The organism is Marinobacter sp. M5B (assembly GCF_042604615.1).
GTDB lineage: Bacteria > Pseudomonadota > Gammaproteobacteria > Pseudomonadales > Oleiphilaceae > Marinobacter > Marinobacter salarius.
Genome location: NZ_CP156894.1, coordinates 3,493,244 through 3,516,546, shown reverse-complemented (window position 1 = coordinate 3,516,546; position 23,303 = coordinate 3,493,244). Strand labels below are relative to the sequence as shown.

Annotated in this window: 10 protein-coding genes; all 10 read left to right on the top strand. The window is 60.0% G+C overall.

Going from position 1 to position 23,303, the window contains the following annotated elements:
* The first annotated feature begins 260 nt into the window (after positions 1-260).
* The 10 genes from AAGD24_RS15960 to gloA all read left to right on the top strand — a co-directional run bounded on the left by AAGD24_RS15960 (position 261) and on the right by gloA (position 23,289).
* Entirely contained in the window at positions 261-1,088 is an 828-nt protein-coding gene (locus AAGD24_RS15960) for an OmpA family protein (RefSeq protein ID WP_379865664.1), read from the top strand.
* Between the two features lie 75 nt (positions 1,089-1,163).
* Positions 1,164-12,794 carry an Ig-like domain-containing protein gene (locus tag AAGD24_RS15955; protein ID WP_379865662.1) on the top strand — a complete coding sequence of 3,877 codons (11,631 nt, stop codon included), beginning with the start codon at positions 1,164-1,166 and terminating at the stop codon, positions 12,792-12,794.
* Positions 12,791-14,065 (top strand): TolC family protein, encoded by a 1,275-nt coding sequence (locus AAGD24_RS15950; protein WP_198324906.1) that lies wholly within the window; start codon positions 12,791-12,793, stop codon positions 14,063-14,065. Before AAGD24_RS15955 ends, AAGD24_RS15950 begins: the two co-directional genes overlap by 4 nt.
* Entirely contained in the window at positions 14,062-16,224 is a 2,163-nt protein-coding gene (locus tag AAGD24_RS15945; protein ID WP_085679368.1) for a type I secretion system permease/ATPase, read from the top strand. Before AAGD24_RS15950 ends, AAGD24_RS15945 begins: the two co-directional genes overlap by 4 nt.
* A complete protein-coding gene (locus tag AAGD24_RS15940) occupies positions 16,217-17,407 on the top strand; it encodes an HlyD family efflux transporter periplasmic adaptor subunit (protein ID WP_085679371.1) in 1,191 nt (396 codons plus the stop codon). The genes AAGD24_RS15945 and AAGD24_RS15940 overlap by 8 nt, the downstream gene beginning before the upstream one ends.
* A 199-nt stretch (positions 17,408-17,606) precedes the next feature.
* Positions 17,607-18,566, top strand: coding sequence for a TAXI family TRAP transporter solute-binding subunit (locus AAGD24_RS15935; protein WP_379865659.1), 960 nt, complete (start codon positions 17,607-17,609; stop codon positions 18,564-18,566).
* On the top strand, positions 18,535-19,101 hold the full coding sequence (locus tag AAGD24_RS15930) for a DUF1850 domain-containing protein (protein WP_127401815.1): 567 nt from the start codon (positions 18,535-18,537) through the stop codon (positions 19,099-19,101). The genes AAGD24_RS15935 and AAGD24_RS15930 overlap by 32 nt, the downstream gene beginning before the upstream one ends.
* A complete protein-coding gene (locus AAGD24_RS15925; protein ID WP_036209048.1) occupies positions 19,098-21,137 on the top strand; it encodes a TRAP transporter permease in 2,040 nt (679 codons plus the stop codon). The genes AAGD24_RS15930 and AAGD24_RS15925 overlap by 4 nt, the downstream gene beginning before the upstream one ends.
* Positions 21,138-21,282: 145 nt before the next feature.
* The gene (locus AAGD24_RS15920; RefSeq protein ID WP_379865657.1) at positions 21,283-22,419 is read left to right on the top strand and encodes an alkane 1-monooxygenase; all 1,137 of its coding nucleotides are present in this window, start codon (positions 21,283-21,285) and stop codon (positions 22,417-22,419) included.
* 312 nt (positions 22,420-22,731) lie between these two features.
* Complete coding sequence (gene gloA, locus AAGD24_RS15915; RefSeq protein ID WP_007155583.1) at positions 22,732-23,289, top strand: lactoylglutathione lyase; 558 nt, start codon at positions 22,732-22,734, stop codon at positions 23,287-23,289.
* Positions 23,290-23,303: the final 14 nt, after the last annotated feature.

Sequence of the window (23,303 nt, the reverse complement as noted above, 5' to 3'; positions counted from 1 at the left end):
GCCAGGGAGTTTAGGGACAGGCATTGCCGCGTGGATAACAGACTGAGTTGAGCCTCGCTGTTTGTTTGCTTGGACGTAAACGCTGATTTGGTAGAAATCGTGTTTACCTGCTAGCTTAATTGTAGTGAATCGACTTTCAACTTGATGATAGTGATTATTCCGCTTCATGACTCTTGTCATGGAGGTCAGTGGAATGTAATTGATTTATGAGTTGTTGCTTTGCTTCTTAATGAGAGAAGCAAAACAGTAAGGAGGCATGGATGAGCCCCACCAGATTTTTGTCTGTTCCGAACTTAGTCGTCGGCCTTGTAGCGATACTCTCGTTTTCAGCGAATTCCGCAGAATCACCTTTCCCCGACGAAATTGTCCAGCCTACCGAGCTAGGGGCGACGCCGCTACGCCTTGGGCGTGATTACAGCATCCTGGATCTTGGAAATATTTCCTCTGAAATGTCTGGCAGTCAAGTAGAGGCGTTGTTGGGGCCGCCTGCTGACCGTACCTCCCATGGCAACCTTTCCCACTGGCACTATAACGTCAACTTTCCCATCGCAGGCGGTGACAGTGAACTGGTCTGCCAATACAAAATCGTTTTCAGGCCTGATGGAACAGTCGAGTCGACTCACTGGCGCCGACACACGTGTGAGAACCTGGCTCAGACATTGACCGTCCCGCCACCGGCGGAGGCGAAGCCTGAACCGAAGGTACAGGTAGTAACTCTCTCCGCAGATATTCTCTTTGGTTTCGGTGAGTCGGAACTGACCTCCCAGGGCAAGGACCGTTTGCGAGAAGTCGCCGAAAATCTGCAGGCCGCCTATCAGAACCCGATGGTCACGTTGATCGGACACACGGACCGGCTCGGCTCTTTCGACTCCAACATGGGCCTCTCTCAGCGCCGGGCTGAGGCGGTGCGACGTCAGTTGGCGAAATCCGGCCTGAGTAATAGCGCAATGATCGCTGAGGGGCGAGGCGAGACGGAGCCTGTTGTGGTCTGTCAGACCGATCAAGTGGAAGAGCTGAAGCAATGTCTTCAGCCGAATCGTCGAGTTGAAATTGAAGTTTTCGAGCGGCGAGTCGGGGATAGCTCTTAACGAATAGCGTGAGGGATAGAAGGTGCTACGAAGAGGCTAGTTGAGCTTCTTTGCGTATTTGTTAGTGGGGGGGATATGCGTGACCTGACAGCAGTGATGGTAACCAACAAGGAAACTGGTCAGAGCTCAGAAGTAGAGCTCGATGCGTTGGATAACCCGACTAACAGCGTAATAACGCTTTCGGTTGGCCCCGAGGAAATTGCGTCCATTGACACGGTGGCAGACGATTTGCTGGTCACCCTCACGTCGGGAGAGTCGATTGTCATCGAGGGGTTTTTCGCTCCGGGTGACGACCAGAGAAACGAACTGGTTCTCAAAGACTCCAGCGGTATTTTTTGGTGGGGGCAGTACGATTCGCCCTGGTCTGAATTTTCCTTTGCTGAGATAACCGTTGATGAAATTGCGGGTGCGGGTGCGGGGGATGGGTCCGGCTGGTGGCTGCTAGCGGGGATTGGCGGAGCTGCCGCGGTGGCCGGTGCAGTGGCTGTTGGATCATCTGGTGGATCCTCATCGGGTGACTCCGCAGGAGATGACGTTCCTCCTGACGTATCCCGGGCCAGCGTTAGCGATACTGGTGACCAGGTTAGAGGCGTTGCTGAACCGGGTAGCACCGTAATCGTCGCCTATGCCACCAGTGGTATCGAGCTGGGCCGGGCTACCGTCGGTGATGACGGCAGGTACAGTATCGACTTGGACGAGCCGCTAACCAACGGCGAAGTGATGGTGGTTACTGCGACCGATGAGGCCGGCAACGAATACTACCGGGCCACAGTGACTGCGCCTGACATGACAGCTCCGGATAGCCCGAGCGTCGACTTCAACGACGCTGGCAATGAAGTTAGCGGCACGGCCGAACCGGGCAGCGTAGTGACCGTCACCGATGGCAGCGGTAACGAACTGGGCAGCGCCACCGTTGACGATAATGGTCAATACCTGGTCAGCCTGGATGAACCATTGACCAATGGTGAGAGTGTTGAAGTCACCAGTACCGATGGGGCGGGCAACGTGTCTGCCCCGACCACTGCTACCGCTCCGCATATCCCGACGATTGATACGGCCACTGACGATACCGGTAGTGTGACGGGCGATCTACCGGCCGGATCGAGCACCGATGAGACCACGCCGATCTTGAGCGGTACTGCCGAAGCGGGCAGTACGGTGACAGTGTTCCTGGATGGTAATGCGATCGGTACAACGGTGACGGATAGTGGGGGGAACTGGAGTTTCGAAACACCGGCCCTGGCGGAAGATGGCCACAACTTCACCGCCATGGCCACTGATGTGGCAGGGAACGAATCGCCTGTCAGTAGCACGTTCGAACTGACCGTAGACACAGTGGCTCCGAATGCACCGACGCTGGCGTTGGCGAACGACACCGGCGCAGAGGGCGATGGCGTGACCATCGACGGTACCGTCACGGTCGGTGGCCTGGAGCCTGGCGCTACCTGGTCGTACTCCACCGATGGCGGGGCCACCTGGAACGACGGCACCGGCAATGGCTTTGAGCTGCCGGCGGGCGAGTACGCCGAAGGGGAGGTGCTGGCGCGCCAGACCGACGAGTCGGGCAACACCAGTGATGACGGAAGCCTGATTGGGGTGACCGTGGACAACACCAGCCCCGGTGGTGCGGATGGCACGGATGCGCCCACGCTGCTGATTCCCGAAGCGGACAACGGCTTCATCGGCAACGATGAGTTGGGCGATGGCATCCAGGCGGTGGTCAGCCTGACGGTGGGAACCGAGGAAGGGGACACCGTCAGGGTGACCCTGACCGATGGTAACGGGGTTGAGCACACGTTCGAACATCTTGTAACGGGCGCAGACCTGGCCGCCGGCGACGTTGGCCTGGACCTGACGGGCCCGTTTGCCGAAGGGCTGTCGAATGCCGTGGCGGAGATTACCGACGAGGCGGGCAATGCCTCGCTGGCCACCAACGAGGTCACGTTCACGCTGGATACGACGGTTCCGGAGGCCGGCGCTAACAGCATCGCCTTCGATGATGGTGGTGATGACGTGTTGGGTGCCGCCGACGCGAGCGCCGTCAGTCTGAACGGCCAGGTGGAAGCGGGCGCCACCGTTGACAGTATCGAGATCACCGACGGTGTCTCAGGCATCGTGACGGTCCCTGCGAGCGCGATCAGCGTCGACGGCAGCGGCAACGTCAGCGTGACAGGCCAGGACCTGAGCGGTCTGGCCGATGGTGAACTCACCGTGACCATGACGGTGACGGACGAGGCTGGCAACAGTGGCTCAGTGGCCAGCACCACCACGCTGGATCAGACGGCTCCGACCGTGGGCGTGAACCCCCGAACCACCAACGACACCACACCGGCACTGACCGGCACGGTGGATGACGCCAGTGCCGACGTCACCGTGACCGTGAATGGTAATGACTACAGCGCCACCAATAACGGTGATGGTACCTGGACCCTGGCCGACGACACATTGCCAGCGTTGGGTGCGGGGGATTACACCGTCACCGTAACCGCGGTTGATCCGGCGGGTAACGAAGGGTCGAACACCGGCACCCTCACCGTGGATACCTCCGTGCCGGCGGTGACCTTCGACAGGCTGTCCACGAACGACACGACCCCGGCGTTGAGCGGAACGGTGGACGATGCGGCCGCCGACGTCACCGTGACGGTGGACGGTAACGACTACAACGCCACCAACAATGGCGATGGCACCTGGACCCTGGCGGATGATCAGTTGCCGTCCCTGGCCGAGGGCGATTACACCGTTGAGGTAACCGCCACGGGTGCGTCGGGCAACGTTGGTAGCGTCAGCGGTACGCTGACGATTGATACCACGCCGCCGTCGGTCACCGTTGACCCGGCGGGGGATGGTGACCTGACCGGTACAGCGGAGCCGGGCAGCACGGTGAGCATTGACACGGATGGAGACGGCACGGCGGATTACACCCTCGAAGCCGATGTGGATGGCCGCTGGTCGGTGACGCCCGATGCGCCATTGGCCGATGGTACCGATGTGAGCGTGACGGCCACCGATGAAGCCGGTAATACCAGCGACCCGGTTACGATCACCGTGGACACGGTAGCGCCGAATGCGCCGACGCTGGCGTTGGCGAACGACACCGGCACCGACGGCGATGGCGTGACCATCGACGGTACCGTCACGGTCGGTGGCCTGGAACCCGGAGCCACCTGGTCGTACTCCACCGATGGCGGGGCCACCTGGAACGAAGGCACTGGCAATGGCTTTGAGCTGCCGGCGGGCGAGTACGCCGAAGGGGAGGTGCTGGCGCGCCAGACCGACGAGTCGGGCAACACCAGTGATGACGGCAGCCTGATTGGGGTGACCGTGGACAACACCAGCCCCGGTGGTGCGGACGGCACGGATGCGCCCACGCTGCTGATCCCTGAAGCGGACAACGGCTTCATCGGCAACGATGAGCTGGGCGATGGCATCCAGGCGGTGGTCAGCCTGACGGTCGGGACCGAGGAAGGGGACACCGTCAGGGTGACCCTGACCGATGGTAACGGGGTTGAGCACACGTTCGAACATCTTGTAACGGGCGCAGACCTGGCCGCCGGCGACGTTGGCCTGGACCTGACGGGCCCGTTTGCCGAAGGGCTGTCGAATGCCGTGGCGGAGATTACCGACGAGGCGGGCAATGCCTCGCTGGCCACCAACGAGGTCACGTTCACGCTGGATACGACGGTTCCGGAGGCCGGCGCTAACAGCATCGCCTTCGATGATGGTGGTGATGACGTGTTGGGTGCCGCCGACGCGAGCGCCGTCAGTCTGAACGGCCAGGTGGAAGCGGGCGCCACCGTTGACAGTATCGAGATCACCGACGGTGTCTCAGGCATCGTGACGGTCCCTGCGAGCGCGATCAGCGTCGACGGCAGCGGCAACGTCAGCGTGACAGGCCAGGACCTGAGCGGTCTGGCCGATGGTGAACTCACCGTGACCATGACGGTGACGGACGAGGCTGGCAACAGTGGCTCAGTGGCCAGCACCACCACGCTGGATCAGACGGCTCCGACCGTGGGCGTGAACCCCCGAACCACCAACGACACCACACCGGCACTGACCGGCACGGTGGATGACGCCAGTGCCGACGTCACCGTGACCGTGAATGGTAATGACTACAGCGCCACCAATAACGGTGATGGTACCTGGACCCTGGCCGACGACACATTGCCAGCGTTGGGTGCGGGGGATTACACCGTCACCGTAACCGCGGTTGATCCGGCGGGTAACGAAGGGTCGAACACCGGCACCCTCACCGTGGATACCTCCGTGCCGGCGGTGACCTTCGACAGGCTGTCCACGAACGACACGACCCCGGCGTTGAGCGGAACGGTGGACGATGCGGCCGCCGACGTCACCGTGACGGTGGACGGTAACGACTACAACGCCACCAACAATGGCGATGGCACCTGGACCCTGGCGGATGATCAGTTGCCGTCCCTGGCCGAGGGCGATTACACCGTTGAGGTAACCGCCACGGGTGCGTCGGGCAACGTTGGTAGCGTCAGCGGTACGCTGACGATTGATACCACGCCGCCGTCGGTCACCGTTGACCCGGCGGGGGATGGTGACCTGACCGGTACAGCGGAGCCGGGCAGCACGGTGAGCATTGACACGGATGGAGACGGCACGGCGGATTACACCCTCGAAGCCGATGTGGATGGCCGCTGGTCGGTGACGCCCGATGCGCCATTGGCCGATGGTACCGATGTGAGCGTGACGGCCACCGATGAAGCCGGTAATACCAGCGACCCGGTTACGATCACCGTGGACACGGTAGCGCCGAATGCGCCGACGCTGGCGTTGGCGAACGACACCGGCACCGACGGCGATGGCGTGACCATCGACGGTACCGTCACGGTCGGTGGCCTGGAACCCGGAGCCACCTGGTCGTACTCCACCGATGGCGGGGCCACCTGGAACGAAGGCACTGGCAATGGCTTTGAGCTGCCGGCGGGCGAGTACGCCGAAGGGGAGGTGCTGGCGCGCCAGACCGACGAGTCGGGCAACACCAGTGATGACGGCAGCCTGATTGGGGTGACCGTGGACAACACCAGCCCCGGTGGTGCGGACGGCACGGATGCGCCCACGCTGCTGATCCCTGAAGCGGACAACGGCTTCATCGGCAACGATGAGCTGGGCGATGGCATCCAGGCGGTGGTCAGCCTGACGGTCGGGACCGAGGAAGGGGACACCGTCAGGGTGACCCTGACCGATGGTAACGGGGTTGAGCACACGTTCGAACATCTTGTAACGGGCGCAGACCTGGCCGCCGGCGACGTTGGCCTGGACCTGACGGGCCCGTTTGCCGAAGGGCTGTCGAATGCCGTGGCGGAGATTACCGACGAGGCGGGCAATGCCTCGCTGGCCACCAACGAGGTCACGTTCACGCTGGATACGACGGTTCCGGAGGCCGGCGCTAACAGCATCGCCTTCGATGATGGTGGTGATGACGTGTTGGGTGCCGCCGACGCGAGCGCCGTCAGTCTGAACGGCCAGGTGGAAGCGGGCGCCACCGTTGACAGTATCGAGATCACCGACGGTGTCTCAGGCATCGTGACGGTCCCTGCGAGCGCGATCAGCGTCGACGGCAGCGGCAACGTCAGCGTGACAGGCCAGGACCTGAGCGGTCTGGCCGATGGTGAACTCACCGTGACCATGACGGTGACGGACGAGGCTGGCAACAGTGGCTCAGTGGCCAGCACCACCACGCTGGATCAGACGGCTCCGACCGTGGGCGTGAACCCCCGAACCACCAACGACACCACACCGGCACTGACCGGCACGGTGGATGACGCCAGTGCCGACGTCACCGTGACCGTGAATGGTAATGACTACAGCGCCACCAATAACGGTGATGGTACCTGGACCCTGGCCGACGACACATTGCCAGCGTTGGGTGCGGGGGATTACACCGTCACCGTAACCGCGGTTGATCCGGCGGGTAACGAAGGGTCGAACACCGGCACCCTCACCGTGGATACCTCCGTGCCGGCGGTGACCTTCGACAGGCTGTCCACGAACGACACGACCCCGGCGTTGAGCGGAACGGTGGACGATGCGGCCGCCGACGTCACCGTGACGGTGGACGGTAACGACTACAACGCCACCAACAATGGCGATGGCACCTGGACCCTGGCGGATGATCAGTTGCCGTCCCTGGCCGAGGGCGATTACACCGTTGAGGTAACCGCCACGGGTGCGTCGGGCAACGTTGGTAGCGTCAGCGGTACGCTGACGATTGATACCACGCCGCCGTCGGTCACCGTTGACCCGGCGGGGGATGGTGACCTGACCGGTACAGCGGAGCCGGGCAGCACGGTGAGCATTGACACGGATGGAGACGGCACGGCGGATTACACCCTCGAAGCCGATGTGGATGGCCGCTGGTCGGTGACGCCCGATGCGCCATTGGCCGATGGTACCGATGTGAGCGTGACGGCCACCGATGAAGCCGGTAATACCAGCGACCCGGTTACGATCACCGTGGACACGGTAGCGCCGAATGCGCCGACGCTGGCGTTGGCGAACGACACCGGCACCGACGGCGATGGCGTGACCATCGACGGTACCGTCACGGTCGGTGGCCTGGAACCCGGAGCCACCTGGTCGTACTCCACCGATGGCGGGGCCACCTGGAACGAAGGCACTGGCAATGGCTTTGAGCTGCCGGCGGGCGAGTACGCCGAAGGGGAGGTGCTGGCGCGCCAGACCGACGAGTCGGGCAACACCAGTGATGACGGCAGCCTGATTGGGGTGACCGTGGACAACACCAGCCCCGGTGGTGCGGACGGCACGGATGCGCCCACGCTGCTGATCCCCGAAGCGGACAACGGCTTCATCGGCAACGATGAGTTGGGCGATGGCATCCAGGCGGTGGTCAGCCTGACGGTGGGAACCGAGGAAGGGGACACCGTCAGGGTGACCCTGACCGATGGTAACGGGGTTGAGCACACGTTCGAACATCTTGTAACGGGCGCAGACCTGGCCGCCGGCGACGTTGGCCTGGACCTGACGGGCCCGTTTGCCGAAGGGCTGTCGAATGCCGTGGCGGAGATTACCGACGAGGCGGGCAATGCCTCGCTGGCCACCAACGAGGTCACGTTCACGCTGGATGTGGATGCCCCGGATGCTCCAACGATTGATTCCGCCACTGACGATACCGGTGATGTGACGGGTGGTCTGCTGAGTGGGTCGAGCACCGATGAGACTACTCCGATCTTGAACGGTACTGCGGAAGCGGGCAGCACGGTGACGCTGTTCCAGGACGGTAACGCGATCGGTACGACGGTGACGGATACCGGAGGTAACTGGAGTTTTGAAACACCGGCCCTGGCGGAAGGTGGCCACAACTTCACCGCCATGGCCACTGATGTGGCAGGGAACGAATCGCCTGTCAGTAGCACGTTCGACCTGACCGTAGACACAGTGGCTCCGAATGCGCCGGCGCTGGCGTTGGCGAACGACACCGGCACAGACGGCGATGGCGTGACCAGCGATGGTACGGTCACGGTCAGCGGCCTGGAACCCGGAGCCACCTGGTCGTACTCCACCGATGGCGGGGCCACCTGGAACGAAGGTGCCGGCAATGGCTTTGAGCTGCCGGCGGGCGAGTACGCCGAAGGGGAGGTGCTGGCGCGCCAGACCGACGAGTCGGGCAACACCAGTGATGAGGGCAGCCTGATTGGGGTGACCGTGGACAACACCAGCCCCGGTGGTGCGGACGGCACGGATGCGCCCACGCTGCTGATCCCTGAAGCGGACAACGGCTTCATCGGCAACGATGAGCTGGGCGATGGCATCCAGGCGGTGGTCAGCCTGACGGTCGGGACCGAGGAAGGGGACACCGTCAGGGTGACCCTGACCGATGGTAACGGGGTTGAGCACACGTTCGAACATCTTGTAACGGGCGCAGACCTGGCCGCCGGCGACGTTGGCCTGGACCTGACGGGCCCGTTTGCCGAAGGGCTGTCGAATGCCGTGGCGGAGATTACCGACGTGGCGGGTAACGCCTCATCGGATAGCAATGAGATTACGTTCACGCTGGATGTGGATCCCCCGGATGCTCCAACGATTGATTCCGCCACTGACGATACCGGCAGTGTGACGGGTGATCTACCGACCGGATCGAGCACCGATGAGATCACTCCGATCTTGAGTGGTACTGCCGAGGCAGGTAGTACGGTGACAGTGTTCCAGGACGGTAACGCGATCGGTACGACAGTGACGGATACCGGGGGTAACTGGAGCTTTGAAACACCGACCCTGGCTGAAGGTGGCCACAACTTCACGGCCACAGCGACGGATGCGGCAGGGAATGAATCGCCAGTCAGTACCACGTTCGACCTGACGGTGGACACGGTGGCCCCAAATGCGCCGACACTGTCGCTGGCGAACGACACAGGCACAGACGGCGATGGTGTGACCAGCGATGGTACGGTCACGGTCAGCGGCCTGGAACCTGGAGCCACCTGGTCGTATTCGCTCGACGGAGGGGCGACCTGGAGCGAGGGCACAGGCAATGGCTTTGAACTCCCGGCGGGTCAGTATGCCGAAGGAGATGTGCTGGCGCGCCAGACGGATGCGCCGGGCAACACCAGTGGTAACGGCAGCCTTATCGGGGTGAATGTGGACACCACAGCTCCGGTAGTCGGCGATGCCCTTAGTGCTGTTTCGGAAGAGGGCCTGCCGGGTGGCGAGCCGGATAATACCGGTACGCCTGATGACACAGGGAACTCCGCGACCGTGGGCGGCACGTTGTCTATCACGGAGGACACCAGCATCTCCGAGGTCACGGTTATCGAGCCTCCACCGGTTACCTCCGGCGGGGAGGCCGTGTCCTGGCAGGGCGCGTTCTCGGGAGACACCTATACGTTGACGGGTTCAACTGTCAGTGCTGGTACCGTTGCTACCCTGACGCTAACAACGGCGGGCGCATACAGTTTTACGCTGGAGGCGCCGCTGGACCACCCCGGTGACAGTGTTGAAGATGTCCTGACATTGAACTTCGGCGTCAGTATGACCGATGCCGCTGGCAATACCAGTAACGAGGGCGCGCTGGCCGTGAATGTCGAGGATGACATGCCGGTGGCGGCAGACCCGGTGTTATTCAATATCACTTCTGCACCAACGACGGAGAACGGTTCATTTGTCGAGTCGTTTGGCGCCGATGGTGGGCATATTTCCTCGGTAACGGTTGATGGCTATACCTTTGAACTCGACTCGGCAACCAATTCGGTGTCGGCGAGTGGGACCACTGATAGTGTCCTGACGTTCTCTTCGGAGGACTACAACACCACCACTGGAGAACTCACGGTCCAAACCGTTAAAGGTGAGTCGTTGGTGGTCAATATGTTTGATGGTAGCTATGAGTACACGCACACAGGCGTTTCTCAGTTGCCGGTTGAACAAATGGTCGGCCCAGAGGTGTCTTTGGGCGATTCGAATAGCCTCCTGGGATTGGTTGGCGCAGATGCATTGAATCTGATCAATTTCAGCGAGCAACAAGCTTTTGCTGCAACTGATGAAAACAATGACATTGAGTCAGTTACCCTTAGCTTTACCGTTCTCAGCGTTAATTTGGGGCCCTCAGGTTTTCGGGGGGCGGAGGATCTGGCTGACGAGTTCGGCTTCTCCATAGAAACCGACGATCTTGGCGCATTGTTGGGGCTGACCGCGTCTATGACAATTTCAGCCGCGGACGGAGGCGCCCTCGATAACCAGCAGCTCAACGAGTATCTGGGATCCGTTTATTTCACAAGTCCGGTTCTTAGCGTGGGCGTAGCGCCGACGCTCTCTATTGAAGCGACTGATTCCCAAAATAACACGGTGAGTGAGAGCAGTAGCGATCTGTTGGCACTCAATCTGCTGAACGATAACTCGCCCGATTATCTGTTCGAAGGGGATGGTGGAAATAACTCTCTGACTGGTACCGAGGGCTCAGATCGTTCTTATGGCTACGCTGGGAATGACAGTCTCAACGGTCTTGGTGGCTCGGACATCCTGCGTGCCGGCGCTGGCGACGACACGCTCGATGGGGGCGACGGCAACGATATCCTGATCGGTGGCGCCGGCGCCGATACCCTGACGGGCGGCTCTGGTCGTGACGTGCTCCGCTGGGAAGACGGTCATCAAGGGGTAGCTGGTACGCCAGTGGTAGATACCGTGGCCGACTTCAACTTCGTATCGGTGGCCGCCGATGGCGACATACTCGACTTAACGGGTTTGTTGCAGGGCGAAGGTCGGATTGGCTCGAATCCTGGCAACCTGGCGAATTATCTGCATTTCGCTTTTGATGGTACGAATACCACGATCTCTATTAGCAGCACCGGAGGGTTTCTCGGGGGCTTTAATGCTGCAGAGGTTGATCAGGAAATCGTGGTGGAAGGCGTTGATCTGATAGAGGGCGCTGCTACCGATCAGGACGTGATTGCCGCTCTGCTCAACCAGGGTAACCTGCTTGTGGACGAAGCCACGGCTGATACTGACCTGGTAGGAGGGACGACCACGGTTACCGCGGGTGTTTCGGACAACGATGGCGACACGGCTGATACCCAGGTGGAGTTTGACAGCACTGGTGGTACACCACCGGCGCCATCGCCAGGCCAGCCTGCTCCTGTTGTTCAGGTCGACACCTCCGCGTTGCTGGGCGTCGTTGGCGTGGAAGCGCTTGGTCTGTTTAACCTCAATAATCAGGATTTCACTGCGGTGGATGCGGGGGGCAAGCTTCGCTCCGTCGAAGTGGCCTATCAACCAATACTCAGCGTCAACCTTGACGAGCAGAGTTTGACGGCATCATCGCAACTGGCCGATGAGCTTGGACTGCAGTTTCGTGTGGAGAACGATCCAGGCTTGCTGGGCTTGGTCGCTCCCTCGTCCGTGCTGACCATCACGGCGGCCGATGATGGCGACATCGACAACTTCGCAATCAATGAACTCCTGGCCACCGTACGTTTCGAGAATGGCCAGTCCCTTCTGGGGCTTGATATCGATGTGCAAGCAGACTTGCTGGCTGCCACTAGCATCACGGCCACCAATGCCGACGGCCTCACCGACTCTGCCTCGCTTGGCCAGTTGACCTCGGTCGATGTTCTCAAAACGCTTCTGGGCGCCGACGAAATCATCGAGGGTGGCGACGGTAACGATACGCTTATTGGCTCAGGAGAAGGCGAGCGCCTGTATGGCTACGACGGAAGTGACGATCTCTATGGCGGGGGCGGGAACGACCTTATTCGGGGAGGTTCAGGTAATGACACGCTGAATGGTGGCGATGGCAGCGACACCCTGATAGATGGATCCGGCCAGGACACCTTTAATGGAGGTAACGGTGATGACTTTATCTGGGCGACCAGTGATCAGTTTGCGGCAGTTGATGGGGGCGACGGCTTCGATGAGCTGATGCTTGATGGGGGGATCAATCTGGACATGACCGATCCCGGTACGGGGCCTGTTTCGGGAATAGAGCAGATTGATCTGGGCCAGAGTGACGGCTCCAGTACCCTGACGCTTGATAGCGCTGAGCTTATCGAACTGACGGACGAAGACAACACACTGATCGTTCAGGGCGACGAGCAGGACACCCTGAATATCGGCAGTGAGAGTTGGGTTGAGGGTGCTTCGGTCGTGCGTGGTGGTGTGACTTACTCCGAGTATTCGCTCAATGACGCCACTCTATTGGTGCAGGATGGTATTAACGTGGAGGTTTCTTGACGCCCGGACGGAGCTTTTGCTCGTTGCTCGTAGGCGTGGCCTTCATCGGGCTGGTGACGCCATTACCCTCGGAGGCCATAAGTCTGGAAGAGGCGGTATACCGAGGAATGCTTAACCACCCTTCCGTTGCCGCAGCCCGTGCCGAAGTTGAAGCAGCCGGTATAAACCTTGATATCGCTGTTGATGGGTACTGGCCGACGGTACAGGCCAGCGCCGGTCCAGAGAATAGCTTGTGGGGTGAAATCGGTTACGAAGTTACTGCACGCCAGACGCTATACGACTGGGGAGAGGTTAACTCCCAGGTAGAGGGCGCGTCAGCGGTGGAGCGCCAGAAGCTGGAGGCTCTCAAGATTGCGAGTGCCGAGGCAGCTCTGGACATCATTGAGGTTTACCTGGATGTGCTGCTCTACGAGTCACGAGCAGAAGCAGTGAAACGTCATATAACGCGGCTGGGGCAACTCGCGGAGCTCAGCCATGATCGTAGCGAACTGGGTTACGTAGGTCGGTCCGAGGCGGGGCGGGCGGAGCTGGAACTGGCCCGTGCTCGGGAACAACTGGCTGTTGAAAGGGGGGCGCTGGCAGACGCCAAATCGCAGTTTCGCGAGCTTGTCGGCTATGCCGCCGAAGATCTTTCTCAACCTGATCCGAAAGCCATCATTGGCCATTTGCGGCGCTCCGGAGAGCTGGATAAAGCCGTGGCCGAGGCGCCGGAGTACCGGCGGGTCCGCGAAGAAGTTGATGAGGCAATCGCCCGGCGTGATGAGTCCCGTGCAGCGCTGAAGCCCCGTCTCAACCTGGAAGGCTCATTGATGCGTCGCGAGATTGGTGGCCGTATGGAAGAGGACGCGGTGATCGCCCTGCGTTTGCGCATAGATACGTTTCAAGGACTCTCCAATTTTCGTCGCGTGGAGTCGGCAGGCCGTCAGGTTGAGGCCGCGAGGTGGGAACAAAGGGCGACACGCCGGGAACTGCGTCGGGAACTTACCGCCTGGTTCGAGCAACACGAGGTCCTTGGCTGGCGACTTGAATCTCTTGAGGTGCAGCTTCGTCGCGCTGAAGAGGTTGCTGAGGCATATCACGAACAGTTCGAGGCTGGGCTTCGGGACATTGAAGATTTGCTCCCTATTCAGCGAGACATGTTTGATACCGAACGACAGATCCATGAAGTCGAGAGCCAGAAGGTCCGTCTTCAATATCGCGTCGCTTCTCGGCTGGGCCGATTGGATGAGGTATTGAGCTCAAAGGTCGATGACGGAAACGAAGCGCTATGACAAGGAAGCAGGAACAGGTGCAGCGTCCGGAAGACCCCTTGAGGGAGGGATTGGTGGTGCTTTGTCGGCAGCTCGGTGTGACGGCCACGGTGGCTGAACTGGGTGATGGCCTGGCGCTTGAAGAGGGGCGGCTGCCATTGGCGCTCGTCTCGCGGGCGCTGCATCGGGTTGGGGTCGAGGGGCGGGCTTTGGCGTTGCCTTTCGAACAGATGGATTCTCGCCTTCTGCCAGCTTTGTTGATTCAGCGTGACGGCAGTACGGCGCTGTTAGTGGAGTGGCAGGAAGACGACGCGGTGATCCTGGTGCCTGAGAGCGGCGGTGGCCAAGAAAAGGTAACCCGGGACTCTTTGGCGCACTATTACGCTGGCAGCGCCATTGTCGCGCGGAAGGCCTATAGGCCCGACCAGCGAGCGGGCGATTTCGCCCGAGCACAGGACGAGCATTGGCTTAAGGAGCCGTTAAAACGGCGTTGGCGCACCTGGGTTGAGGTAGGCGTGGCGGCGCTGATGGCAAATGTGTTGGCCATATCAACGGCGATCTTCGCCATGCAGGTCTATGACCGGGTCGTGCCTACCTCCGCTTACGATACGTTATGGATCCTGGCTAGTGGTGTGGCGTTGGCGGTGGTGATGGAGTTCATGTTGCGCAGTCTGCGCGCCCACCTGCTGGATGTAACCGGTAAGGGGTTGGACCTTCAGCTCTCGGGGCTGTTGTTCGACCGGGTGATGCAACTCAAGTTGGCCGCTAAACCTGGCTCCACCGGCGCCTTCAGTTCCCAGATCCGTGAGTTTGAGGGAGTCCGTGAGTTCTTTACCTCCTCGACGGTTGGAGCGATTAGCGACATGCCTTTTGTCGTTCTGTTCCTCGGCGTTATTGCCTACATCGGTGGGCCGTTGGTCTGGGTGCCGCTGGTTGCCGTGATACTGATGGTGTTGCCGGGGCTCTTGGCTCAAGGGCATCTGGCCAAGCTTTCCCGACAGAATCTGAGCGAGGGCGCCGTACGTCAGGGCGTGCTGCTGGAGTCTATAGAAAACCTGGAGACGGTCAAAGCGACCAGGGCTGAGGGGCGCAATCTCCGGCTTTGGGAGCACCTCTCAGCGGATCTCGCTGAGGTAGGCGTTCGGGTGCGCCGGCTTTCATCGATGCTTGGCTACGGTGCCATCATGGTGCAGCAGCTTTGTTACATCGGCGTGGTCATGGTCGGTGTATACCAGATTGGTGCTGGCGAGATGACCATCGGTGCGTTGATTGCGTGCACCATTCTGGCTTCGCGTACGGTTGCACCAATGGCTCAGGTGGCCGGCATTCTCACGCGGTGGCAGCACGTCAAAGTGGCCATGGAGGGGCTCGATGAGCTGATGAACGCGCCGGTAGAGCGTCCGGCGGGACGCGCCTTCGCACACAAGCCTTCGCTGAAGGGCCACTATCAACTGGAAGACGTAACCTTGCGCTATGAGGAAGAGGCTCCAGCGGCGTTGGCCATTTCATCGTTGGAGGTGCATGCCGGCGATCGTGTGGCTCTGCTGGGCGGAAACGGGGCTGGTAAATCATCGCTACTGCGCCTGATGGCCGGGCTGACCGATCCGGATGGTGGGCGTGTGGTTCTGGACGACGTCAATCTGGGTCAGATAGAGCCGGCAGATCGCCGACGAGCGATCGGATACCTGCCTCAGGATGTCGGATTGTTCTATGGCACCCTGCGTGAGAATCTCCTTCTGGACAACGCCGCCCATGATGATGCGACTCTGCATACTGAACTGGAAGCTGTGGGCCTGGGGCCTTTCGTGCGCCGTCATCCGCTGGGCCTGGATCTACCCATTCAGGGCAGTGGTAGTGTCTCAGGTGGTCAGCGTCAGGCAATCGGGCTGGCGCGCCTGTTGCTTCAGGATCCCCGTATCGTACTGATGGATGAGCCAACATCCGCCTTCGACCAGGCCAACGAAAAGCAGATTATTGATTACCTGCAGCATTGGCTGGAGGGACGAACTCTGGTGGTGTCGACACACAAACGGGCACTGCTGTCATTGGTGGGTCGTGCTGTGGTGCTGCGGGATGGCCGGGTAGTGATGGATGGCCCGGTGGGGGCGGTGGTTGATGGCAATCTGGTGCGAGCACCTAAGCGGGATGCCGTGGAGAAGAGTGAGGGCCAGGATGGCTAGTCGGGATACTCAAACACTGCGCATTCTGAATGAACTGGGTGATACAAAGGTTAGCCGTCACTATCGGGCCAGCCATCCGATACTTTGGTTCAGTCTATTGGTCATTGCGGTGTTCATTGGTTGGTCGGCCTGGGCGGAGGTTGACGAAGTCACTCGTGGTGAGGGGCAGGTCGTGCCTCTTAGCCGCATGCAGACTATTCAGAGCCTGGATGGCGGTATTCTGGCCGAGCTTATGGTACGCCGCGGTGATCGTGTGGAGCGGGGGCAGCTCCTGGTGCGCCTCGACGATACGCAGTTCCGGAGCGCCTACCTCGAGATCGCCAGTCAGATCGCCGTATTGCGCGCATCCATTGCACGATTGAAAGCCGAGGTGCTGGAGAAGAGTGACATTGATTTTCCCGAAACACTGGATCCTGAAGGCGAACTGGTCCAGTCAGAACGAGCGTTATTTCATGCCCGGCGTGAGCGGATGCGTGAGGCGGAGCGATCAATCAACAAGGAAATGAGTCTGGCGCGCCGACAGCTGGAACTGGTAGAACCGTTGGTCGAGCGACGTTCTGTCAGCGAAATGGAGTCTCTGAAACTGGGCCAGACCATTGCCGGCCTGGCCGGACGGCTGGCAGAGCTGCGCAACACTTATGTGCAGGATGCCTACACCGAACTGTCCGCCAAACAGGCGGAGGTGAGCTCCCTTGAACAGAAGTTGATGCAGAGGCGAGATAAGCTTGAACGTACGAACATATACTCCCCGGTGCGAGGCAGAGTTAATGACATTCTGATCAATACCGAGGGTGGGGTGATTCGGCCCGGTGAGCCGATCATGGAAATCACACCTATTGAGGGGCAGTTGCTGATTGAGGCCAAGGTGAGGCCTCAGGATGTCGCCTTTGTGGCACCCGGCATGCCTGCCAGCGTGAAAATTACAGCTTATGACTACACCATCTATGGTGACCTCCAAGGTGAAGTAGAACAAATCAGTGAAGACACCATCGAAGAGGAAACGCCACGGGGTAAGGAAGCCTTCTACGAGGTGCTGATTCGCACCGAGAAGGCTTATCTGGAGCGCAACGGTATAACCTTGCCGATCCGCCCGGGCATGGTGGCACAGGTTGACATCCAGACGGGCAAGCGCACCCTGCTGAGCTATCTTCTGAAACCGATTATCAAGGCGCGCTTATACTGAGACGTAAGCGCACCAAGGGCTCCGGGAAAGTCGAAGAAAACCGTGCGTTGTCCTGCCATACTTGGTGAATTTCCGCCTATTCATTTCTAATGTCTAATATCGACGCTTCCCCGAAGATTGATATACAAGCTGCTATCCTATGATGACGTCAAAGGATCAAACGTCCCGACGCTAATCCAACAAAAACGAGGTGAGCAACATGCGAAAGCTATTTCTGGCACTGGGCGCGACCGCGCTGATCGGTGTTTCTCCGGCACAGGCGGATACCAATCTCTCCATTGCCACGGGCGGCACCGGTGGTACCTATTACCCTCTCGGGGGTGGCCTTGCGGAGTTGATCAGTCAGCATATTGAAGGGTACAGCGCAGTTGCCGAAGTCACCGGTGCTTCGGTTGAGAACATGGGGCTGGTTCATCGTCAGGATTCGGATCTGGCGATTGCCCTGGCAGACACCGTCCATCAGGCCTATAACGGTGGCGAACGTTTCAATGGCAACAAGCTGGATGTGCTGGCCATTGCCTCGCTTTATCCGAACGCGGTTCAGATTGTCACCCTGGCGGACTCTGGCATTACGTCGCTGGCAGACCTGGCTGGCAAGCGTGTGTCGGTTGGTGCGCCGGGCAGCGGTACCGAAGTGAACGCCAAGGCCCTGCTGGAAACCAACGGCATGAGCTTCGACGATTTCGACGAGCGTGGCCTGAACTTCAATGAATCTGCAGATGCCATTCGCGATGGCGACATCGACGCCGCGTTCTGGAGTGTTGGCCCGCCAACAAGCTCTATTGTCAGCCTTGCCACCACCCGTGACATTGCACTGATACCTCTCTCCGAGAAGGAAATCGCCAACGCCAGAGCAGAAGTGCCGGTGTTTGCGCCCTACAAGCTGCGTTCCGGTACCTACGAGGGTGTCGATTCGGACATTGCAACGATCGGCATTCCCAACGTTCTTACCGTCAATAGAGCCATGTCGGAAGATCTTGCCTACAAGATCACCAAGCTGCTCTTCGAGAAGGTAGAGGCCCTGAGGGCGATCCATCCGGCCGCTGACGACACCACCGTGGAGTTCAGCCTGGATTCCACACCCATTCCTCTCCATCCGGGTGCCATTCGCTATTACGAGGAAATAGGTGCAGAAGTGCCGGAGGCACTGCGCCAGTAATCGGGAATCCGTCGTTATCATTCGTCGGTTCATGGTTTGCAGGGTCTGTTGCCTGCTCGCGTCACTGCTGTGGGGATTATGGCCCACAGCAGTCGGCGCCCAGAGCAAAGCGGTCTGGCAACTGTCGGTGTCTGATACCAGTCAGACGTCGCTGGTGCAGCTCGGCCTGCCCGAGGGCGGGCGGTGGTGCCTGATCTGGAATCACTCGGTGCAGGGGTTTCCTGTGACGGACTGCTTTCGCATGGAAGCGGACCAGTTGATTCTGGACAGTAGCCACACACCGGACTTTGCAGCCGGCCTTGGCCATACCCGTGGCCGGGGCACACTGACGTCGGATGACGACCACGGCTACCGCATCGTCGATATGCAGGTGCCCATACCCAATAATCGTCTCTCGCTGCGCGTTGGCGCCTTGTCGGTGAATCACCGCATTGAGGTGGATTCGCGCGTGGTGAGTCTAAGCCGTCTGGCCGCTGACAAACTCGTTGAGATTCGAGTACGGCCTGCAGGGGATAAAGGAAGCACGCTTCAATGAGTCAAGAAACGGCCATCTACCTGAAAACCAATGGCGCATGGCAGCCGACCAGAATGAGCGGGCCCAGGGCACTGCTCTGGCTGATCGCACTGATTGGTATCGGCCTATCGCTGTTTCAGCTATACAGCGCCGGTATTCAACCGCTGGGACTGTTCTATCAACGGGGCATTCACCTGGCGTTGGTGATGATGCTGTGCTTTCTGCTGTTTGGGCCCCGGCCTGGCCGACCGCGCGGCGCCATAACGGCGTTGATTGATACCGGATTTTTGATAGCCTCGGGCGCATCCGGTTTCTATCTGGTCTGGTTCCTCGATGAGATTACCGGCCGGGCCGGGTTCTGGAACCAGACCGATATTGTCATGGCCTGGGTATGTACCATCACCTTGCTGGAGGCCAGCCGGCGGGCGGTAGGCACCGGGCTGACAGTGATCGGTGTGATTGCCATCCTCTACGCGATGAGTGGCCAGCGTGGGCCGCTGTCGGAGCTGGGGGAGTGGTTGCCGGGCATTCTCAACCATCGCGGCTACTCCCTCGACCGTATCGGTGCCCAGCTGTATTTGGGGCAGGAAGGGATTTTCGGCCTGCCGTTGGGCGTTGCTGCTACGTTCGTGTTCATTTTTGTGCTGTTCGGCGCCATGCTGGAAGTAACCGGCGCAGGCCGCTTCTTCATCGATCTGGCGTTTGCGGCGACGGGCCGTCAGCGCGGCGGCCCCGCCAAGGCTGCGGTTCTGGCCTCGGCCAGCATGGGGTCCATCTCAGGCAGTGCCATCGCCAACGTGGTAACCACCGGCGCGTTTACCATTCCGCTGATGAAGAAACTGGGTTTTCGTCCGGCCCAGGCGGGTGGCATTGAAGCCGCAGCCAGTACCGGTGGCCAGATCATGCCGCCGCTGATGGGCGCCGGCGCCTTCCTGATCGCGGAATACACCCGTGTGCCCTACCTCGACATTGTAAAAGTCAGTGTGTTTCCGGCCCTGCTGTACTTCGCCACGGTGTATCTGCTCGTTCACATCTGCGCGGTGAAGCAGGGCATGAAAGGCTTGCCTTCCAGTGATCTTCCTCAGCTCCGGGAAGTGATGGCTTGCGGCTGGTACTTCCTGTTGCCGATCATCATGCTGGTGTACCTGCTGGTGATGGGCATCTCCCCCATGCGGGTCGGGTTTTATGCCGTAGTCGGTATCATTGGTATCGCCGGGCTGAACGGCCTGTACCTTGCCTATAAACAGGGGCGGGCAGACAACCAGCTTGGAAAAGCCCTGACGCATGCGCTGCGTGAAGGCGTTGTAAAACTGCTGCAGGGCCTCGAACTTGGTGCCCGCAACGCGGTTCCCGTCAGCATTGCCTGCGCCATTGCCGGTATTGTGGTGGCGGTGGTTGGCCTGACCGGGCTGGGCCTCAAGTTCTCATCAATGATGATCGCATTCGCCGACGGCAACATTCTGATGGCGCTGTTCCTGGTGGTCATCGCCAGCCTGATTCTGGGCCTGGGGCTGCCGGTAACGGCCAGCTACATCGTACTGATCGTGCTGGTGGGGCCGGCGTTGACCAACGAGTTCGGTATCCCGCTGTTGGTCGCTCACCTGTTGGTGTTCTGGTACTCCCAGGATTCCAACGTCACGCCGCCTGTGGCGCTGGCCGCCTTCGCGGGGGCGGCGATCGCGGGCAGTAAAACCATGGAAACCAGCGTACAGGCCTGGAAGTTCGCCAAGGGCCTTTACCTCATTCCGCTGTTCATGGTGTTCAACCCCGTGATCATCGAAGGGGGGCCGTTACCGCTGGTTCTCTGGAACGGCTTCATCGCCATACTCGCCCTTGCGGCCTTTGCAGCGGCGCTTGAAGGCTTTCTGTTCACTCACATGAAACCCTGGATGCGACTGGCATTGAGTGGCGCGGTGATCGCAATCTTTTACCCGGACCTGCAAGTGGAAGTCGCCGGTGTGGTCGCGATGCTGGTACTGCTGGCCATGAATTACTGGCACCGACGTCGGGAACTGCATGGGGCCGGAGCCCCCGAAACAGAGGAGCAATCACAGTGAGATAGCGCGATTGGGGCTGTATTGCTAAATGCAGTGATTAAAAAGTACCACGGTTTTCTTGACGACTGTTATATTGTAGGACAATAATGCAGTTAACAAGAAGCGATCGCCCAGATCGAAAGCAACAGCCGATGAGGGAAAACACGTGAGTACGAAACCATTGATCCTGAGCACCGAGTCCGCCCGCCGGAAAGTGCTGCTGACACTCAAGAAATACAGCTACCTGATCGCCATGCTGCCCCTGGCCCTGCCGCCCCTGTTGTTGGCGGCCGGGCAAGCCACCGGATGGGTCAACCTGTTCGCCTGGGGCGTGCCGGTGGTCGTCTTCGGCATCATCCCCGTCCTCGACCTGCTGTTGGGCAAAGACGCCCTTAACCCGGACGAGGAAGCCGATACCCCACGCATGAACACCGAACGCTTCTACAAGTTCATCACCCTGGGCTGGGTTGCCGCCTTTGCGGTGTTGCTGGTGTGGAGCATGTTCGTGCTGGCGTCCGGCCTGTTCAATGTGGCCGGTGGCATCGGCTGGATCTTCTCCGTCGGCATCGTTGGCGGCCTGGGCATAAACGTTGCCCACGAACTCATCCACAAAGACGGCAAACTCGAAACCTGGGCCGGCGGCTTCCTGCTGTCACTGGTCAGCTACGCCGGCTTCAAAGTCGAACACCTGCGCGGCCACCACGTTCACGTCTCCACCCCGGAAGACGCCTCGTCCTCGCGCTACAACCAGTCCCTCTACAACTTCCTGCCCCAGGCCTACGCCCGCAACTTCATCAACGCCTGGAAACTGGAAGCCAAACGTCTCGAGAAAAAAGGCCATAGCGTCCTCAGCTGGCGCAACGAACTCATCTGGTGGTACAGCATCACCGCGCTGGCCTTCACGGCCTTCACCGTCGCCTTTGGCTGGCTCGGCGCCGCGTTCTTCCTCGGCCAGAGCTTCATCGCCCTCAACCTGCTGGAGATCGTCAACTACCTCGAACACTACGGCCTCCACCGTCGCAAGCTCGAAAACGGCCGCTACGAACGCACCGGCCCGGAACACAGCTGGAACTCCAACTACTTCCTCACCAATGTCTTCCTGTTCCACCTCCAACGCCACAGCGACCACCACGCCTGGGCCAAACGCCGCTACCAGGTCCTCCGCCACCACGAAATAGCACCCCAGCTCCCCGCCGGTTACGCCGCCATGGTCGTCCTGGCCATGATCCCGCCACTGTGGAAAAAGGTGATGAACCCGAGGGTAGAGGCGTACTACGAAGGCGAAGAACACCAGTTGGCGTGAGTCGAGACAAATACAGGAGGCATACGCCTAAAGGCGTTGTCTGAAGAGTGCGATCGGTCAGTGTGGGGGCTTTCTCCCCAGACCGTGCATTGCCAGGGATGGCAATGCCGAGCCCCCATGGATGGGTTCACGGCGTGTCTGGGGAGAAAGCCTCCACACTGGCCAGCCCCCCCCCACCATGCAATCAAAAAAGTTTCCAAGGCCCCACAGGTTTTGTGTCTCTGACTGTGGGGCCTTTTTTTGCCCTTGAAATTTCCCCGCAACGCACGCAAGTATAATGGTTGAATCCTGAACCCATAAAAGGGAGCTCCCATGCCCAAACACTTCGAACAAGCCCCCGGCCTGCACGAAGCAACCGTCCCCGAAACCGAAGGCTACGTCTTCAACCAAACCATGATGCGCATCAAAGACCCCGAGCGCTCCATGGACTTCTACACCCGGGTAATGGGCATGCGCCTCGTCAGAAAACTCGACTTCCCGGAAATGAAATTCACCCTCTACTTCCTCGCCTACCTCGACGACCGCCAGGCCAACATGGTCCCCAACGACGACGCTCACCGCACCACCTTCATCTTTGGCCGCGAAGCCATGCTCGAACTGACCCACAACTGGGGCACCGAAAACGATGAAGAGTTTGGCTACCATAATGGCAACGACGAGCCCCAGGGCTTTGGCCACATCGGCGTAGCGGTGCCGGACGTTTACAGCGCCTGCGATCGCTTTGAAAAACTGGGTGTGGACTTCGTCAAGAAGCCGGACGACGGCAAAATGAAGGGCCTGGCGTTCATCAAGGACCCGGACGGCTACTGGATCGAAATCCTGCAGCCGAACATGCTCGAAAAGCAGCGCCGGGTAGAAGAGGAAGAGTAAACCGCCTGACTCGG